Raw genomic sequence first — 18,167 nt, 5'->3', positions numbered from 1 at the left:
GGGGGAATACTAGGTGCAAGCAACCGGCATAATCTTAGCAGGCGGAAAATCGAGTCGGATGGGGACCAATAAGGCGCTACTGGAAGTGAGAGGCTCCAAGGTGATTGAGAGAATAGTAGCAGAAACGTCTAAGGCAACAGATCACTTACTCCTCGTGACCAACACGTTTGAGGATTATGAATTTCTAGAACTTCCTATGGCAGAAGACGAGTGGAAGGGCTTAGGGCCACTAACTGGCATTCATACCGGCTTGAAGAACTCTACGACAGATAGAAATCTAGTAGTTGCTTGCGATATGCCTTTCGTATCAGCTGATTTAGGCAGGTTTCTGTTAACACAGCTAACAGACTACGAAGCGGTGGTACCGGAGATTGGTGGTCAGCTACACCCCTTGTTCGCAGCATATAGTAAGAATGTTGTAGGGAAAGTTTTGCAAGCATTGCAGCACAAACAGCTGCGTATTAGGTATTTACTAGACTCCCTGCATGTTAAGATTATTAGGGAGAAAGATTTGCAACAGAACGGGATTCAGTGGAATGATACCTATTTTTATAATATGAATCATCCAGAGGAGTATCAACAAGCATTAAGGATGCAGGACTAGCAAACTAAAAAGGCAGAGATCATAAATGAAATTTTTCCAAGTTAAATCGGTAGAAGAAACGTTTCGTCTAATTGATGAGCAAATCGAGCCGCTAACTGAAAAGGTGACGAAGCCTCTTTTTGAAGTGCTTCATTTCGTTTTAGCTGAAGATGTAGAAGTGAAAGAAAACCTTCCTAATTTTCGAAGGTCAACGGTTGATGGCTATGCTGTAAAAGCGAAAGATACGTTTGGGGCTTCGGAGAGTATGCCAGGTTTTTTGACATTAGCTGGCGAAGTGTCGATGGGAGAGCAGCCTAAAAACTCTTTAGGTACAGGAGAAGGGATGTACGTGCCAACAGGAGGGATGCTACCCGATGGAAGCGATGCGGTCATAATGATTGAAAATAGCGAAGATTTAGGTGGCCTGTTAAATATTTATCGGCAGACGGCCCCAGGAGAAAACGTTATTTCAGTAGGCGAAGATTTGAAGCAAGGCCAGGTGCTTTTGAAGAAAGGAACGAGGCTTAGGGCTCAGGAACTTGGGGCACTTGCCTCACAAGGGATTTTAGAAGTACCGGTATTTCGCAAGCCTGTTATTGGTTATTTATCCTCAGGGGATGAAATTGTTCCAATGGAAACAAAGGAGCTAGCATCTGGAGAAATTCGTGATTTAAATGGAATGACCATTGGAGCGCTCGTTACCGAATGGGGATATGATTTTCTTTACGGTGGAATTGTAAAGGATGATCGTGAAGAACTAGAGGAAAGAGCAAGAGAGATGCTAGAAACAACGGATTGCTTAATTTTATCGGGAGGAAGTTCAGTTGGGACAAAGGACTATTCGGTTGATGTCATTCAGTCATTAGGAAGCCCAGGAGTCTTCGTTCATGGAATTTCCGTTAAACCAGGCAAACCTACCATTCTATCAGCTGCTAATCGCAAACCAATTATCGGCTTGCCAGGTCATCCGGCATCAGCAATGATTATCTTTCATCTGTTCGGAAAAGCGATATTGCACAGGCTTTCAGGGTTAGCGTCTACCGAGAAGCAACTTTCCTATGCAATCGTTACAAAGAACATTCCTTCCGCTCCAGGCAGAACGGATTATGTTCGAGTGCGTCTATTTGAACAAGAAAAGCAATGGTTTGCTGAGCCGATTTTTGGCAAGTCAGGACTCATCTCTACTCTCGTTAAAAGCGATGGGATGATTGAAATTTCTTCCCAAAGCGAAGGTGTTCAAAAGGGAGAAAAGGTACCTGTTCGTTTATTCCAATAATAAGGTGTGGAAAAATCGTGGATAACAAGTATAAGCGCAAAATATACCTACAAGACAAGCCGAGGCAAGAAGCAAGGCTAGAAATGCTCTCACATTTTGCTCCTCTAAGACAAGTGGAGTCGATTAACTGTGTGGAGGCATTAGGCCGAGTAACAGCCGAGCCTATATTTGCAAAGACTTCGATGCCCCACTACCATGCTTCAGCAATGGATGGGATTGCAGTTGTCGCAGAGAACACATTTACAGCCCATGAACAAAACCCTATTCAGCTAAAACGAAATGAAGATTTTATTTATGTAGATACCGGAAACCCCATTCCTTCTCCATATAATGCCGTTGTAATGATTGAAAATGTGGAAGAATTAGATGATATGACAGTAGAAATCATCGAGCCTGCTGCACCGTGGCAGCATATTCGTCCTATTGGAGAAGACATTGTTCAAGAGGAAATGTTATTTTCCCAGGGACATCAAATACGTCCGGTTGATATCGGTGCCCTGTTAGCAGCACAAAACGTGTCTATTCCCGTCTATCAAAAGCCAAAGGTTCACATCATTCCTACTGGAAACGAGCTAGTATCTGCTCATGCGAGCTTGACACCAGGGAATTTGATTGAATTTAATGGAAGCGTAATCGCAAGCTATGTAACAGAGTGGGGAGGAGTGCCAACCATTCGTCCGATTGTAAAAGATCGTCCTGAAGCGATTCGTGATGCTCTTTTACAAGCGGTGGAAGAGGCTGATGTGGTTGTCATCAATGCAGGGTCCTCAGCAGGTTCGAAGGATTACACGGTTCATATCATTGAAGAACTTGGGGAGGTTTTCACCCATGGTGTCGCTACAAGGCCTGGAAAGCCTGTCATAATAGGGAAAATACATGGAAAGATTGTCGTGGGAGTACCTGGTTATCCAGTGTCAGCTTATTTAGCTCTTGAGTGGTTCGTTAAACCGTTAGTTTATGAGCATTTACAGCTGCCTGAGCCGAAACGAAGTACTATTAAAGCAAGGCTTGGAAGAAGAATTGTCTCTACTATGGGAGCAGAGGACTATGTCCGGATGAACATTGGATATGTGGACGGACAATATATCGCAAACCCTTTAACTCGTGCGGCAGGAGTGACTATGTCTCTTGTAAGAGCAGACGGGCTGTTGATTATTGAACCAAATCAGCTTGGGTTTGAGCAAGGTGAAATAGTCGAAATTGAGCTTCTAAAGCCGATTGAGGAGATTCAACAGGCAATTGTATTCAACGGAAGTCATGACCTAACCATTGATTTGCTCTCCACAGAGTTAAAGCAGCAAACCAATCGTTCAAAAATCATCTCATCCCATGTAGGAAGCATGGCTGGATTAATGGCGATTCGAAAAGGGGAGGCACATGTAGCAGGAATCCATCTTCTAGATCCAGAAACAATGAGGTATAACCAACCATATGTTGAGCGCTTCTTAGCAGGGCATGCCGTAGTGCTTTATCCTTTTCTAAAACGTAAGCAAGGTTGGTTTGTACCAAAGGGAAATCCACTACAGATACATGGGATTCGAGATATTATGGAGAAGCAAGCCCATTTTGTAAACAGGCAAAAGGGAGCGGGAACAAGGATATTATTCGATTTATTTTTGAAAGAAGAAGGAATGACTTCAGAAGATATTACCGGTTATGAACGGGAGATGTTCTCTCATTTAAGTGTAGCTGCTGAAGTGAAAGGAGATTCAAAGGCCGTTGGTTTAGGGATTTATCCAGCATCTAAGGCTATGGATCTTGAATTTATTCCAGTTGCAGAAGAAAGCTATGATTTGCTGATGACGAGGGAATTTTTCGAAAGTGCTCAAGCAAAAAGAATGATAGATGTTATTCAATCAGATACTTTTAAAGAAGCGGTAGAAAAAATTGGAGGGTACGCAATTGTCGAAGATCCGAATCCAGTATTTCTATCCTAGTCGATTCATAGAAAGATGATGAGGTGAGTCCATATGAAATTTGAAATCTCGAAAGAACCCATTCAAATCCAGTCGGTTATTGATAAAGTTGTCCAGCGTGAAGCAGGGGCTATTACCACATTTATTGGAACGGTACGTGAGCTTACACATGGAAAGAAAACATTATTCTTAATCTATGAAGCTTACGAAGCAATGGCTGTTAAAAAGCTAGAGCAAATCGGAACAGAAATTCAAGAACGCTGGAGTGGAGCTGAGGTTGCGATTACTCATCGCGTAGGACGTCTAGATATCACAGATGTAGCCGTTGTCATTGCTGTGTCCACTCCCCACAGAGCAGATGCTTATGAGGCGAATCGTTATGCAATTGAAAGAATCAAGGAAATCGTTCCTATCTGGAAGAAGGAGCATTGGGAAGATGGGGAAGAGTGGATTGGAAATCAGCTAGAAACAGTCTCATATCCAACGGGAAAACCAGAAGGGAAGGATCTAAATGAATAAAGTCCTCTTTTTTGCTCATTTAAAGGATGCAATTGGCGAAGAATCAGTCATGATGGAAGCAAAAGGGTTAATGGTGGCTGAATTGAAGCAAAAACTGAAAAGTCAGTACAATATCCAAAGTTTAGATGTGGTTATGACAGCCATTAACGAAGAATTCGCTTCAGACGAAGAATTGATTCAAGATGGAGATGTGATTGCGTTTATCCCGCCAGTAAGTGGAGGCTAATAACAAGAACGGAGGTGGAAATGATGACTCGATATTCTCGCCAGGTTCTATTTCCACCAATAGGAGATCATGGCCAAGAAAAATTGCGTTCAAAGCATGTTCTCTTAATTGGAGCAGGAGCATTAGGCTCAGGAAACGGGGAAATACTTACACGAGCTGGGGTCGGAAAGCTAACGATTGTCGACAGGGATTATGTAGAGGAAAGCAATCTTCAGAGGCAGCAGCTGTATACAGAAGAAGATGTTGCTGAAAATCTTCCAAAAGCAGTTGCAGCAGAACAGCGGTTGAAAGCAATCAATGGAGAAGTAGAAATCGTTTCACTTGTAGCAGATGCAAATGTAGAAATCCTGGAAGAATTTATAGGCGAAGTGGACTTAATTATTGATGCAACAGATAATTTTGAAACGCGAATGCTTATCAACGATTTGTCCCAAAAGTATAAGGTTCCATGGATATACGGTGCATGCGTCGGTAGCTATGGGATGAGCTTTACGATTATTCCGGGAAAAACACCATGCTTAAATTGTTTGCTTAAAAGAATGCCGATACAAGGGATGACCTGTGATACAGGTGGAATTATCGCTCCAGCTGTTCAAATGGTCATCGCCCACCAAACAGCAGAAGCTTTCAAAATTCTTGTGGAGGATTGGGAGACCATTCAAACAGCGTTTGTTAGCTTTGATATATGGCGAAATCAATATACAACAATGAAGCTATCTAAGGCAAAAGATGAAAACTGCCTTTCATGTGGAAAAGAACCTACGTATCCATACCTTGAGCATGAGAATTTGACGAAGACGACAATTCTTTGCGGGAGAGATACCGTTCAAATTCGTCCCCCAAAACAAGGGGATATACAGCTTCAGCTACTCGCAGCACAGCTCACATCCCTCGGCTATTTTGTTAAAGGCAATCCCCATCTACTATCTGTAGAGATAGAGGGGCAGCGGATGGTCATTTTTAAAGATGGGCGAGCACTTATTCATGGTACAAAGGACCTCACTCAAGCGAAAAGTATGTATCAGCGTTTGTTAGGGTAAATAAATATGTTAAAACCCCGTATTCTTAGTAGATACGGGGTTTATCTATTACTCAGAAAACATAAGTCTTATAAGAGGTACTTACGCTTTACATATTTAATTCATCTTGAAATCATTTTGAATGGACTCCGCTTGGTTAGAACCCACAATCACAAGCTTGCCGGTATCCAAGACCTCTTCGTAGCGCTCGGCTTCCACCTGGCTCATTCCCACTGAACGCATTTTCGAACGAAGCTCGTCTCCTCTTGTTCGAAAGAGATTCCCAATCGATTCAAAGAATCCTTGCTCTTTGATTCCGACATCACCTGTACTTGTAGCAGAGGTGAGATTCTCAGAGCGGTTTTTATCATGTGCAAAAATATACACATGCTCCTTATCATACCCATCACTCTGTAGTGCTTCAATTGATTGAGTTGCTTCTACTCCATTTTCAGCTACTAATACCTTATACATTGAAATTCCTCCTCAGTTTGATTTGTGAACTTCTTTGTTAACCAAGCGAGCTTTAGCTTTAGCTTGCTCTTGTTCTATTAAATAACCGTTCTACAAAAAAATAAACATTCTACTGGAAATTGACATATTTCAACAAAAGTAGGGTCTTTCTCTTTATAATAGAAGTAGATATCGAAATGAGGTGTGAGGTCAATGAGTCAAAAACAAGATAAAGAAGTGCTTGATCAATTGGAAGCCATAATGAAGGAGCTAAAGGAAGCTCGTAAAGAAACAGCTACTACGGCTACAATTGAAGCAAAATCACGAAGCCTCCATCTTCCAACATTTTTTCTAAATAAAGTGAAGTGGAAGCTCATGCTTGTATTGATGTCAGTATTCATCGTGGGAATTCTGTTGACCGTAGGATATTTTACATTCATTGCAGGAGAACGCGTTCATACAGAAAAAGGGAGCTTTATTGAGCAAATGAAGGAGCTTTCCTCACTTGCAACATCACAAGCATATGTAAAAGTTGTCATTGAAAAAGAAGACAACCAGTTATTTGGGAAACCAATCAATTCCAATCTACCAGGAACGAAACGAAAGCTATTGCTAGTCGTACCTGGAACGGTTATAGCAGGAGTGGACCTTAGGCAGGTTGAAAATGGAAATGTAACGACAGATGAAGAGAAAAAAACCCTATCCATTGTCATACCACGAGCTGAATTGATTCAAGAGCCTTCGTTAGATTTTGATGGCGTTCAAACTTTTTCAGTAGAGGGTATTTTTCGTGAGGAAGTGAATTGGGAAGAAGCCTATGAATTAGCTGCAGAAGCAAAGGAGCAAATTCGTCAAGAAGCGCTGAACCAAGGAATATTGGAGATAGCGGAGAAAAATGCAGAAAAAACGTTAAAAGAATTCTATCGACAACTAGGCTATCAGGTGACTGTAGAATTTCAAGAATAGGAGTGGCATACATGCTTCATTTTCCATTGGAGAATGACTGGAAGGTGAGATTGAGTGACGAGCTTCAGAAACCATATTTTTTGAAGCTTCTAGCTTTTTTACAAGAGGAATACGAGAGTCAGACCGTATTTCCGAAGCCTACAGATGTATTTAACGCATTAAATTATACGCCATTTGAAGATGTAAAGGTCGTTCTATTAGGACAAGATCCATATCATGGGGAAAACCAAGCACATGGGTTGAGTTTTTCTGTTCAAAAGGGGGAAGCCATCCCTCCCTCCTTAAGAAATATGTATAAGGAGCTCCAAGATGATTTGGGATGTACTCCGCCAGCGCACGGGGACTTAACGAAGTGGGCGAGACAAGGTGTGCTTTTGTTAAATACGGTGTTAACCGTTCGAAAAGGCTCAGCGAACTCTCATAAGCATGTTGGCTGGGAGTTGTTCACGGATCAAATCATTCGAAAGCTAAGTGATCGAAAAGCTCCCGTAATCTTTTTACTATGGGGAAATCCCGCACAGCAAAAGGGGGAACGAATTGATTCTAGCAAACATACCATTCTAACAGCACCGCATCCGAGTCCATTAGCAGCATATCGAGGTTTTTTTGGAAGCAAGCCATTTTCCCGTGTGAATGAACAGCTCCGTATCCAAGGGATGAAGGAGATTGAATGGACAATCGACAACAACTGACATGTTTCATGTGGAACATGCAAAATATCCCTGTTTTCAACAAGAAATGACAAGTGATAAGTTAAAGGATGATCTTACGAGTGACAAACAGAAAAGTTGATTGCTTTAAGTGTAAATATTTCTATGTAACATGGGACCCCAAATTTCCTAAGGGGTGCAAGGCATTCCAATTTAAAACGAGGCAGCTTCCATCGAACGAGGTATTAAAGGCTTCAGGTCAGAGCTGTCTCCGATTTGAAAAAAAGTAAAACGCCCATGATTTTGTCTTCGGAATGATGGAAGACGAGGGTATTGTGCTGCCTTCATCTGCTTTTATTCGATTAAGGTTAATAGGAGTGAATCATTTGCGGATCTATCGTCATTTAATAACAGCTCTCGTTTGTATGCTGTTGACTATTATTGTGGGAACGATTGGTTTTATTATTTTTGAGAATTTATCATTATTCGATTCATTATGGCTAACCTTGATTACCGTGTTAACAGTTGGATACGGCGATGTTATTCCAAGAACGGACAATGGAAAAACATTCGCAATGGTGATTATTCCAATCGGTGTCGGAATTGTTACTTATGCCATCGGGGCATTTACCTCAATGATGATTGAAGGGGAATTTTCAAAAACGGTGGGGAGAAGAAGGATGAATAAGAAAATAAGTGAATTGCAGAATCACATCATTGTGTGTGGCATGGGTCGTGTCGGTGAACAGGTTGTAAATGAACTATTACATAAAAAAACACCTGTCGTCATTATTGAAAAAGATGAATCTGCTATTAAAGCATCAGGACTTCATCACTTATATTATCTAATTGGAGATGCTACAGAAGACCAGTTTTTAATTGAAGCTGGCATTGATAGAGCCTCTGGGCTTGTAGCGACTTTGCCAGAGGATGCAGATAATGTATTCATCTCCTTAACCGCAAGAGGGCTAAACCAAGATATTCGCATTGTCGCAAGAGCCGAGCGCCCTCAGTCAGAGGAGAAGCTTCGCCGTGCAGGAGCAAATAAAGTCATTAACCCTTCATCAATTGGTGGTAATCAGATGGTGATGTCGATCCTCAAGCCTGTAAGCGTGGAATATGTCGATATGATGCTCCATACGGGAAAGCAAGAATTTGGAGTGGAAGAAATGAAAATCGTGGAAGGGTCCAAGCTAATTGGAAAAACGATTGTGGAAAACCAAATTCGGACAAGCTATGGAGTGACTATTGTAGCCATTTTGCGAGACGAAACGTTGATTAGTAACCCTTCTCCTGATGAAACGTTTCAGTTGCATGATATGATCATTGTGTTTGGTTCAAGTGAGCAACTCGAATGGTTTGAAGTAGCGACTCGTCCTCAAGTCTAATATAATACAAAGGAACCTTAACCCAATCAGAAGACTAGTAAACAAGCTGTTAATATTGTTAAGATAATAGGTAAGAAGGTGAAGAAGTTGAATATTTCAGTACATAAGTTGTTTCAAAAAATGGAAGATGAGCTAAAGCAGGCTAAAATGAGCTCGAGCGAGCGAACAGTACGTGAACGGGTACATGCAATTAAGGCACTATGCGAGCTCATACTTGAAGACAGTTCTTCCCAAGAAAGGTATCGTCCAACTAGCCCATCCCCAGTTGTGAGTGCTCCAGAACCACAGCCGATTAGCATCCAGCAAGGGAAAAAGCTAACGACAGATGATGGATCGAATGGAGATTCATTATTTGATTTTTAAACAAAATATGTTGATTTAGGAAAAACTATAAGAGGTGAAAAAAATGAAACTATTTATAATAATCGGGGCAATTCATGCATTTCTTGCGGTAGCTTTAGGTGCTTTTGGAGCACACGGTTTAGAAGGAAGAGTAGAACCGAAATATTTGGAAACATGGAAAACTGGAGTTACGTATCAAATGTTTCACGCAACAGGACTATTAATCATAGGAGTCCTATTAGGAAAGGTTCCAGCCAGCACTCTGCTATCTACCTCCGGTTGGTTAATGTTTGTCGGAATCATTCTTTTTTCTGGAAGTCTTTACGTTTTGAGTGTCACAAAAATTAGCGTTCTCGGAGCAATTACCCCATTAGGTGGTGTTTCGTTCCTTGTAGCCTGGGTATTATTAATCATTGCAGCTGTGAAGTATTTATAGTCTTAAAAAGGAGCTCCGAGGTCTCAGAGCTCCTTTTTGGTTTATCTAGGTGAATACGATGCCATTCCAGGTGTAGAACCAAAACCATATTCGTATTCAATCTCTTCATCAAACGTCACATAATCCACATAGATCATGAGAATTAAGTAACGCATTCCTGTTTGTGGATCACTTAAGATAATATGATCTCGACCAGCCGCCTCAATGATTCCCTTAAAGATCTTTGCATTCCACTCGCGATTGTTTTCAAATGTGGCGTAGACAGTAGCGAGCTTTCCTTTATTTAAGCGTAGGATATTTTCGATATAGGATTCTTCAAGTGGAAGCATCCCAGGAACTTGTGGACCAAGAGATGGGGCGTTTAAACCACCTTGAATCATACTTCCAGCTGGCTGCTGAGGAAAGACTGGCTGCTGGGGGTAAACAGGCTGTGAGCCGTACCCGTATGTAGGTACTTGCCCTGTTGACCCATAATAAGCTTGTTGTGCTTTGAAATCCCCGTATTGTCTAGAATTACTCATGAAATTTCCCTCCTAAAGATCTTTTTTCTAATACACAGACGGACAGTCTGCTTGTGTTGGTTTAAAGAAGCAATGAGCTTTGTATCTTCCTGTGTTCCACTGGTTAAACCATTGAGCAGGGCAGGATCCATCAGGTCTAAAAAACCAAAGTGCATTGCTCGCTGGGTGATAGCGAAGACCTTTAATGACTCTTCTTGCTAGCTCAATATCCTTCTCTCGCGCTGCTTGGTAAAAGTAGCCTTTAATGGTCGCTTCGAACCCACCTGGTCGTTGGTAGACCATCCGTTGCAATGAACGAATATCCTTGAAATCAAGACAATTCCCAAGCACCCGATTGACACCAACATTTCCAACCATCAGCATGCCGAGCTGCCCGTCTCCCTCTGCCTCCGCACGCATCAAACGAGCTAGGAGCTTCACTTCTTCTTCGTTGTATTTTATTACCGCCATTCTTTTCACCTCTCTTTGCTGCTGTTGATTTTTCTAGCTGGTGAAATGATTTTCGGCATATTAAGCTATAAACAAGGCTCACTATCAAATGAATATGTTACCGGTAATCACTTTATGACAAACTGGGGTTAAATTGTAGAGGGGAGGGATGAGAATTACAAGCAACAAAGGCATGTAACATGTCTAAAAAAAGCAGAACAAAAGCGCATTTGCCTTGGTCTAGCTTTGGTAAGTAAGACTGTATAGAATAGAGGGGGTTCTTTGCCTTCAATATTAATTTGGCTTATGCCCTAGAGGGGCTATGTGCTGGAGCTGGATTGTAGAAGAACTTTCAACAATCGATAAATTATGTACTTTCTAAGCATGAAAAAAGCTCTCAGCTTATGCTGAGAGCCTTATGTATCCTCTGTTATACGTGTAGAAACTTTTCGATCTGGTCTTCTAATAGAAGATTTCCTACAAAGAAGGAACCAAATTCGCCGTAGCGTGCGCTTACTTCATCAAAGCGCATTTCGTATACAAGCTTTTTAAATTGAAGTACATCATCTGAGAATAGTGTTACTCCCCACTCGTAATCGTCAAAGCCAACAGAACCAGTGATGATTTGCTTTACTTTTCCTGCATATTGACGGCCGATCATCCCGTGGCTGCGCATTAAGCTGCGGCGGTCTTCCATCGGAAGCATATACCAGTTGTCATTTCCTTGACGACGCTTATCCATTGGATAGAAGCAAACATGCTTAGATTTCGGAAGAATTGGGTACAGTCTTGCAAGAATTTCTGGATTTTGATATGGATCTTCTCCAGAAGGTAAATAGTTGCTAAGCTCCACTACTGATACATATGAATGGGCAGGAATTGTAAACTCAGCCAGCTTAGTTTTGTTGAATTCGTTTTCAATTTCATTTAACTCTTCCATTGTCGGTCGAACAATCATCATCATGAAATCTGCTTTTTGTCCAACAATTGTATATAATGCATGGCTGCCCTTTTTCTCAGCTTGCGTTTTATTCCATTTTTCAACAAGCCCTAAAAATTCATGAACTGCTGCTTGTCGCTCGTCGCTAGAAAGCATTTTCCATGTTGTCCAATCAACCGTACGGAAATCATGTAAACAATACCAACCATCAAGCGTTTTTGCCGCTTCACTCATTTCGATCACTCCTAAATCAGTCTTAGAATCACACCAATACTATATCATAGTTTCCCCACCATCTGCTTCCTTTAAAACCGAAAATTTGACAACGATTTCCGTTTAAAAAGACGAATAATCGGATATTTTGATAGAAAATGCACATATTATGAAAGGCAAATAAAAGGAGTAAAAATTTTGAATAGAAAAACATTTCTATGCAAGCGCTTAACAGCTTGAATTCTTTAGTTGGAGGAGTATGCTAAGGGAGTATAGGAAAAGGAGGATTTCGAATGAGCGAACTATTTACAAGCTTAAAGCAAAAGGTGAGCGGTAATAACTTAAAGATTGTTCTTCCTGAGGGATTAGATGAAAGAATTTTAAGAGCTGCTGGAAGATTAGCAGAGGAAAAGATTTTAACACCTATTTTAGTAGGGAACATTCAAGAAATAGAAGCAAAAGCAAAGGATTTAGATATTTCTTTAGAGTCTGTTGAAATCTATGATCCAGCAAGCTTCGCGATGATGGACGAGCTTGTCAAAGCTTTTGTGGAAAGAAGAAAAGGAAAAGTGTCGGAGGAAGACGCACGGAAAATCCTTCTCGATGAAAATTACTTCGGGACGATGCTTGTATATGCGAATAAAGCAGATGGACTTGTGAGTGGAGCGGCTCATTCAACAGCTGATACTGTTCGTCCAGCACTACAAATTATTAAAACAAAAGAAGGCGTACGCAAAACTTCTGGGGTTTTTATTATGGTGCGTGAAGAGGAGAAGTATGTGTTCGCCGACTGTGCGATTAACATTTCACCTGACAGCCAGGACCTTGCTGAAATTGCGATTGAAAGTGCGAAAACGGCCAAAATGTTTGATATCGACCCACGCGTTGCCATGCTAAGCTTCTCAACAAAAGGCTCAGCTAAGTCACCTGAAACAGATAAAGTTTCTGGTGCAGTGGAGGAAGCGAAACGCCGCGATCCGCTTTTAGTCGTAGATGGAGAGTTTCAATTCGATGCTGCATTTGTTCCGTCAGTTGCTCAAAAGAAGGCGCCAGATTCTCCAATCCAAGGAGATGCGAACGTCTTTATTTTCCCAAGCCTAGAAGCAGGCAATATCGGTTATAAAATTGCACAACGCCTAGGAAATTTCGAGGCAGTCGGACCGATTCTTCAAGGGTTAAACCGTCCGGTTAATGACCTATCACGTGGGTGTAATGAGGAAGATGTCTATAAGCTGTCCCTTATTACAGCAGCTCAAGCGCTTAACCAATAAAAATGGGTAGGAAGTCAGTCAGAAGATGGCTGGCTTTTTTGCTGTGCTTTTTTATGGGGGATGGAGGCTTGAAAAGCTTCTAACTTATCTTATGAAGTGCAACTTGTTGTTATAGAGTAAGTAGACACTTTTATTAGCTTGAGGATTTTTAGCAGTGCGAACGTCGTATGCTATAATGAATCGATATTGAATAAAGGAGAAAAGGAAATGAATAGCGCACTCGATTTGTTACAACAAGAAAGCTGGAGGGTAATCGATCAATCAGCTGTTGGGTTACATTTTCATGCTCTTCAGTCCTTTGGTACGGATGATACATTATGTTCATCAGTCGGTGCTGGGCAATCGCCAGCAACAGCTCGCTCATGGGTTCACCATCGTACCATTGTGTTAGGAATACAGGATTCAAAGCTTCCCTTGCTTGAAGAAGGATTAGCCTATCTGAATGAGCAAGGCTATCAATATCTTGTTCGAAATTCTGGCGGCCTTGCCGTTGTATTGGATGAAGGTGTTCTCAATCTATCTCTAATTTTTCCAGAAATAGAGAAGGGGATTGATATTAACCGCGGCTATGATGCCATGTGGCTATTAATTAAAGAAATGTTTGCTGATTATAATAAGAATATAGAAGCGAAGGAAATTGTCGGCTCCTATTGTCCAGGTAGCTACGATCTTAGCATTAACGGGAAAAAGTTCGCCGGTATTTCCCAGCGTCGCCTGCGAAAAGGAGTTGCTGTTCAAATCTATCTATCTGTGACAGGGAGTGGAAGTGAGCGAGCAGAAGTAATCAAGGAATTTTATTCAAGGGCTAAGGGTGTAGAGGAAACGAAATTTCAGTATCCGGACATTAACCCAGACGTAATGGCTTCTCTTTCTGAGTTATTAGAAACGGACCTAACCATTCAAGATGTGATGCTCCGCTTCCTCCAGGTACTAAAAGAAAAATGTCAGCATTTGTACTCTGGCCAACTAACCGAAGAGGAATTGCCTCTTTTTCAAAGCTACTACGATCGCGTCATCGAGCGAAATGAACGGTTTTTAGTTAAGTAAGAAGGGGATGTTAGGTGAGTGATGGTAAGTTAGGTGTAGTTCGGACAGGAATTCGAGTCCGGAGAGTGATTTGAATCCGAAGAGAGGTCCACTTCGGACAGGAAAGAGAGAAAAAGATTGATTCGAGTCCGAAGTAGGGTGTGGTTCGGACAGGAAAGGGAGAAAATGATTGATTCGAGTCCGAAGAAGGGTCCACTTCGGACAGGAAAGGAAGAAAAAGAGCGTTTCGAGTCCGAAGTAGGGTGTGGTTCGGACAGGAAAGGGAGAAAAAGATTGATTCGAGTCCGAAGAAGGGTCCACTTCGGACAGGAAAGAGAGAAAAAGAGCATCTCGAGTCCGAAGAAGGGTCCACTTCGGACAGGAAAGGGAGAAAAAGATTGATTCGAGTCCGAAGAAGGGTACACTTCGGACAGGAAAGAGAGAAAAAGAGCGTCTAGAGTCCGAAGGAGGGTACACTTCGGACAGGAAAGAGAGAAAAAGAGCAATCCCGGGTCCGAAGTACCAATGAGCTTTTCCAATCAGCCACTCATGGATGAGTCATAACTGGGCAATCCTCGGCACAAACAACAAAAAGCCGCATATACCAAAGCGGTTGCGACTCCTCATTAAAATCGAGATGTATTGCCAATAACTCCGTCTCCATTTTTGGGTGCAGCAAAGTCTTAGTGTTTGCTGCTTCTACTATCTACTCGGCTACTTTTTCTAGATTTCCATTGCGGTCCATTTTGAATTTGGTGGCAGGGCGTTCTTCCTCTTCAAAAAGAGCTAGCTTTCGTGCACGGTTCATGATTTTCATTAGTGTCTCATAGTCTTCTTGAATCATAGTTGTATTTTGTTCAAGCAAATTGATTTTCTTCGTTAATTCCTCATTGTGACTCTTTAAGTGAGCATTTTCCCGCTTCAATCTTTCATTCTCATTTTTCAGAATATCCGATTGAAAGCTATTCCCACTTAAACTTTGTAAGTATGAAATTACTAGATCTAGATTAATTCCTTGTGAAGTGCTATTCATGCTCGTGTCTTTGCTTTCAGCTGCCGGAATAAACTCCTGAGAGAATTCAACAGTCATTTCTTGTAGAGGAGCTTCCTCTGTGCTCATTTCAGTAGCTTGAATTTGCTCTAGTTCTGCATAGCTTGGGACAGGTGGGTTATATAATAACTTCTTCTTTCCGCCTTGCTCTTTTCCTAGCATTCTTTGGCGTTGCTTTCGCTGTTTTTTAGCTAACTGCAATGCTTTTTCATAGCGATGGCGAACCTCAGCGTTCCAGCGGAATCCACAAGCTGCTGATGTTCGGTTAAGCTTGTCTCCTACCTCTTCAAAAGCGTTTAACTGTGTACTACCTTCTCTAACATGCCGCAAAACCGTCTCTGCTAGTAATAAATCATTTTCTTCCGTCCATGCATCTTGACGAACCTTCATCTACCTCTCAACTCCCATTTGAAATTTACCAATTTTTAAAGTTCTAGTCTCAGCATGTCCAACATTTTTTGGTTTTATACCATAATAATAGAAAGGCTACTAGATTTTTTAAAAAGATGTCCGTAGCATTGTTAAAGATTGCAACTTGCAATAACGAACAAGAAACTGTACCATATAAAGGCGAGGCGACATATCTCAACGATGTTAAGCTTATTTTAATCATATACATGAAACATCTTACGTTTAGAAAGGGTTGTAATAGATGGCAAACGAATTCCGTGTTTGCGACGATTGTCAGGCTGTGAACTTAAAGACAATAATTCCGCTACTAAAAGAGATTGACCCGGATGCCAAGGTTGAAATTGGCTGTCAATCCTATTGTGGACCAGGGCGTAAAAAGACGTTTGCATTTGTCAATAACCGTCCAGTTGCTGCACTATCAGAAGACGAATTAAAAGAGAAAATCAATAAAAAGCTAAAAAAATAAAAATCGCCTTTGACTTCTGTCTGAAGGTGATTTTTTAATTCTAAAAAGGATTTCAGTTGAGGAAAAAGAATATATCAAACTATCGATTCAAATTGGAAAACTGAGATGATTTGGAAAAAGAATCAAGTTATAATGGAGTTATGATAAAAAGGAAGAGGGTAAATGATGGCATATTCGACAGAGAAGTTGAGTGAGGAGAAAGTGTTTAAAGACCCTGTTCATCGATATGTTCACGTTAGGGATCGAGTAATTTGGGATCTAATTGGCACAAAAGAGTTTCAACGGCTACGGAGAATTAAACAGCTTGGGACAACGTATTTAACGTTTCATGGTGCTGAGCATAGCCGTTTCAATCATTCCCTCGGGGTATATGAAATTGTCCGAAGAATTGTAGATGATGTGTTTGATGGAAGACCAGAATGGCACCAAGAAGAGCGGCTTCTTTCCCTATGTGCAGCATTGCTTCATGACCTTGGCCACGGGCCATTTTCTCACTCCTTTGAAAAAGTATTCGACCTCGACCACGAACATTTTACCCAAGCCATAATAGTAGGCGACACGGAAGTTCACCAGATTTTATCAAAAGTAGACGAAAGCTTCCCAAAAAAGGTGGCTGAAGTGATAGCCAAAACCTACGAGAATAAACTGATCGTTAGCTTGATTTCGAGTCAAATTGATGCTGACCGAATGGATTATTTACAGCGAGACGCTTATTTTACTGGAGTAAGTTATGGTCACTTTGATATGGAGAGAATCCTCAGGGTGATGAGGCCGAAGGAAGACCAGGTAGTTATCAAGAAAAGCGGAATGCATGCTGTTGAAGATTACATTATGAGCCGTTATCAAATGTATTGGCAGGTGTATTTCCACCCTGTTACAAGAAGTGCTGAGGTAATCTTGACAAAAATCCTCCATCGCGCAAAGCACTTACATGAGCAGTTCTATGCATTTAAGATTCATCCTATACACTTTTATTCCCTATTTGAAGACGAACTTACACTCGAAGATTACTTAAAGTTAGATGAAGCGATTATTCTTTATTACTTTCAAATGTGGCAAGAAGAGGATGACCCGATCCTAAGTGATCTGTGCCGCCGGTTTATGAACCGTAATTTGTTCAAATATGTTGAGTTTGAACCTGCCAAGGAATATAAGAAGCTAGCAGAATTGTCTAATCTTTTTCGAAAAGCGGGATTAGACCCAGAGTATTATTTAGTCGTAGATTCTTCTTCAGACCTCCCATATGACTTCTATCGACCAGGAGAAGAAGAAGAGAGATTACCTATTCATTTATTGCTAAAAACGGGTGAGGTAAGGGAGCTATCCAGAGAATCAGAGATAGTAGACGCCATATCAGGTAAGCGCAGAACAGATCACAAGCTTTATTTTCCAGCAGATCTAATTGCAGACGATACGTTTAAACGAAATATTAAAAAGCAAATTCGTACCATTCTTGAGACTTAGTTTAGTTGGACGTTGCTTAATCGGAGTAGGAGATGAAGAGGTTTGTTAACTGACCACGCGAATATTATTCATGCAATCGCGGCTTCTGGGGAAATCATCGGGCGAAAAAAACTTCAGAAGATGATCTATATAGCAAAAAAAATTAAATTTCCCTTCCAAGAACGATTTCAATTTCACTTTTATGGTCCCTATTCAGAAGAACTAACGCTACGTGTGGAAGAGCTTTGCAATATGGGGTTTTTGGATGAGGTAAAAGAGAAAAAGGGTGGATATTTTCAATTTCGATATACGCTCACAGTCTCGGGGGAAGAATTTCTTCGTGTCAACCAAGTGGAAATGCCGTGTATAAAAGATTGTTTGCTAGATATGAATAGTCAGAACGCACGATTTCTTGAGCTAGTTTCGACGGTTCTTTATTTTGAAAATCTTCCAAAGGACGAAGTGCAAGAGAAGATTTTCACGTTAAAAAGTAAACAAAAGTATACAGTAGAAGAAGTAGAAGAAGCCTATCGTTATATTCATGCCTTAAAAGAGAAGGCAAACCGTCTATAGCGAAATGAGATCTAGTTAAGCGCAAGTGCCTATGAAAAGGGAGCTTGCG

Annotated in this window: 21 protein-coding genes; 16 read left to right on the top strand and 5 right to left on the bottom strand. The window is 41.2% G+C overall.

All coding sequences use genetic code 11. The features are described from left to right. Positions 1–13 precede the first annotated feature (13 nt). From mobA to LS684_RS19625, 6 genes are read left to right on the top strand one after another with little or no spacing between them, the layout of a single operon-like run. Positions 14–604 carry a molybdenum cofactor guanylyltransferase gene (gene mobA / locus LS684_RS19650; RefSeq protein ID WP_233808670.1) on the top strand — a complete coding sequence of 197 codons (591 nt, stop codon included), beginning with the start codon at positions 14–16 and terminating at the stop codon, positions 602–604. A 25-nt stretch (positions 605–629) separates the two neighbouring features. Next, the gene (locus LS684_RS19645; protein ID WP_233808668.1) at positions 630–1,859 is read left to right on the top strand and encodes a molybdopterin molybdotransferase MoeA; all 1,230 of its coding nucleotides are present in this window, start codon (positions 630–632) and stop codon (positions 1,857–1,859) included. 14 nt (positions 1,860–1,873) lie between these two features. Continuing rightward, a complete protein-coding gene (locus LS684_RS19640; protein WP_233811715.1) occupies positions 1,874–3,796 on the top strand; it encodes a molybdopterin biosynthesis protein in 1,923 nt (640 codons plus the stop codon). Positions 3,797–3,829: 33 nt separating this feature from the next. Next, positions 3,830–4,294 (top strand): molybdenum cofactor biosynthesis protein MoaE, encoded by a 465-nt coding sequence (locus LS684_RS19635; RefSeq protein ID WP_233808666.1) that lies wholly within the window; start codon positions 3,830–3,832, stop codon positions 4,292–4,294. Beyond that, positions 4,287–4,520, top strand: a complete 234-nt coding sequence (moaD, locus tag LS684_RS19630; protein ID WP_233808665.1) for a molybdopterin converting factor subunit 1 — start codon at positions 4,287–4,289, stop codon at positions 4,518–4,520. The genes LS684_RS19635 and moaD overlap by 8 nt, the downstream gene beginning before the upstream one ends. Before the next feature lie 20 nt (positions 4,521–4,540). After that, a complete protein-coding gene (locus tag LS684_RS19625) occupies positions 4,541–5,560 on the top strand; it encodes a thiazole biosynthesis adenylyltransferase ThiF (protein ID WP_233808663.1) in 1,020 nt (339 codons plus the stop codon). Positions 5,561–5,656: 96 nt separating this feature from the next. Here LS684_RS19625 and LS684_RS19620 read toward each other — a convergent pair whose 3' ends face one another. Then, positions 5,657–6,013, bottom strand: coding sequence for a YflT domain-containing protein (locus LS684_RS19620; protein ID WP_233808661.1), 357 nt, complete (start codon positions 6,011–6,013; stop codon positions 5,657–5,659). A gap of 192 nt (positions 6,014–6,205) precedes the next feature. Here LS684_RS19620 and LS684_RS19615 point away from each other — a divergent pair, with 192 nt between their 5' ends. The 5 genes from LS684_RS19615 (at position 6,206) to LS684_RS19590 (ending at position 9,774) form a co-directional block, all read left to right on the top strand. Further along, positions 6,206–6,958, top strand: coding sequence for a DUF4230 domain-containing protein (locus LS684_RS19615; RefSeq protein WP_233808659.1), 753 nt, complete (start codon positions 6,206–6,208; stop codon positions 6,956–6,958). A gap of 11 nt (positions 6,959–6,969) precedes the next feature. Continuing rightward, a complete protein-coding gene (gene ung, locus LS684_RS19610) occupies positions 6,970–7,650 on the top strand; it encodes a uracil-DNA glycosylase (protein WP_233808658.1) in 681 nt (226 codons plus the stop codon). Positions 7,651–7,994: 344 nt separating this feature from the next. Further along, positions 7,995–8,996, top strand: coding sequence for a potassium channel family protein (locus tag LS684_RS19600; RefSeq protein ID WP_233808656.1), 1,002 nt, complete (start codon positions 7,995–7,997; stop codon positions 8,994–8,996). 87 nt (positions 8,997–9,083) lie between these two features. Beyond that, entirely contained in the window at positions 9,084–9,359 is a 276-nt protein-coding gene (locus LS684_RS19595; protein WP_233808655.1) for a YwdI family protein, read from the top strand. Positions 9,360–9,402: 43 nt separating this feature from the next. Beyond that, the gene (locus LS684_RS19590; protein ID WP_233808654.1) at positions 9,403–9,774 is read left to right on the top strand and encodes a DUF423 domain-containing protein; all 372 of its coding nucleotides are present in this window, start codon (positions 9,403–9,405) and stop codon (positions 9,772–9,774) included. A gap of 41 nt (positions 9,775–9,815) precedes the next feature. Here the strand turns inward: LS684_RS19590 and gerQ are convergent, their stop codons facing one another. From gerQ to hemQ, 3 genes are all read right to left on the bottom strand, one after another. Next, entirely contained in the window at positions 9,816–10,295 is a 480-nt protein-coding gene (gene gerQ / locus LS684_RS19585) for a spore coat protein GerQ (protein WP_233808653.1), read from the bottom strand. A gap of 27 nt (positions 10,296–10,322) precedes the next feature. Then, the gene (locus tag LS684_RS19580; protein ID WP_233808652.1) at positions 10,323–10,745 is read right to left on the bottom strand and encodes a cell wall hydrolase; all 423 of its coding nucleotides are present in this window, start codon (positions 10,743–10,745) and stop codon (positions 10,323–10,325) included. Between the two features lie 409 nt (positions 10,746–11,154). Continuing rightward, the gene (gene hemQ / locus LS684_RS19575) at positions 11,155–11,898 is read right to left on the bottom strand and encodes a hydrogen peroxide-dependent heme synthase (protein ID WP_233808651.1); all 744 of its coding nucleotides are present in this window, start codon (positions 11,896–11,898) and stop codon (positions 11,155–11,157) included. A 272-nt stretch (positions 11,899–12,170) separates the two neighbouring features. Between hemQ and pta the strand changes: the two genes are divergently transcribed. Next, positions 12,171–13,148, top strand: a complete 978-nt coding sequence (pta, locus tag LS684_RS19570) for a phosphate acetyltransferase (RefSeq protein ID WP_233808650.1) — start codon at positions 12,171–12,173, stop codon at positions 13,146–13,148. 207 nt (positions 13,149–13,355) lie between these two features. Then, positions 13,356–14,195, top strand: coding sequence for an octanoyl-[GcvH]:protein N-octanoyltransferase (gene lipL, locus LS684_RS19565; protein WP_233808648.1), 840 nt, complete (start codon positions 13,356–13,358; stop codon positions 14,193–14,195). A 685-nt stretch (positions 14,196–14,880) separates the two neighbouring features. Here lipL and LS684_RS19560 read toward each other — a convergent pair. Next, entirely contained in the window at positions 14,881–15,615 is a 735-nt protein-coding gene (locus LS684_RS19560) for an RsfA family transcriptional regulator (protein WP_233808646.1), read from the bottom strand. Between the two features lie 262 nt (positions 15,616–15,877). On the opposite strand from LS684_RS19560, the gene LS684_RS19555 reads away from it, so the two are divergent. The 3 genes from LS684_RS19555 (at position 15,878) to LS684_RS19545 (ending at position 18,118) form a co-directional block, all read left to right on the top strand. Further along, positions 15,878–16,102 (top strand): YuzB family protein, encoded by a 225-nt coding sequence (locus LS684_RS19555; RefSeq protein ID WP_233808644.1) that lies wholly within the window; start codon positions 15,878–15,880, stop codon positions 16,100–16,102. 165 nt (positions 16,103–16,267) lie between these two features. Continuing rightward, positions 16,268–17,566, top strand: a complete 1,299-nt coding sequence (locus LS684_RS19550; RefSeq protein ID WP_233811714.1) for an HD domain-containing protein — start codon at positions 16,268–16,270, stop codon at positions 17,564–17,566. A gap of 42 nt (positions 17,567–17,608) precedes the next feature. Then, positions 17,609–18,118 (top strand): YwgA family protein, encoded by a 510-nt coding sequence (locus LS684_RS19545; protein ID WP_233808642.1) that lies wholly within the window; start codon positions 17,609–17,611, stop codon positions 18,116–18,118. Positions 18,119–18,167: the final 49 nt, after the last annotated feature.

The organism is Cytobacillus spongiae (assembly GCF_021390075.1).
This window is presented reverse-complemented; position numbering and strand designations above follow the sequence as displayed.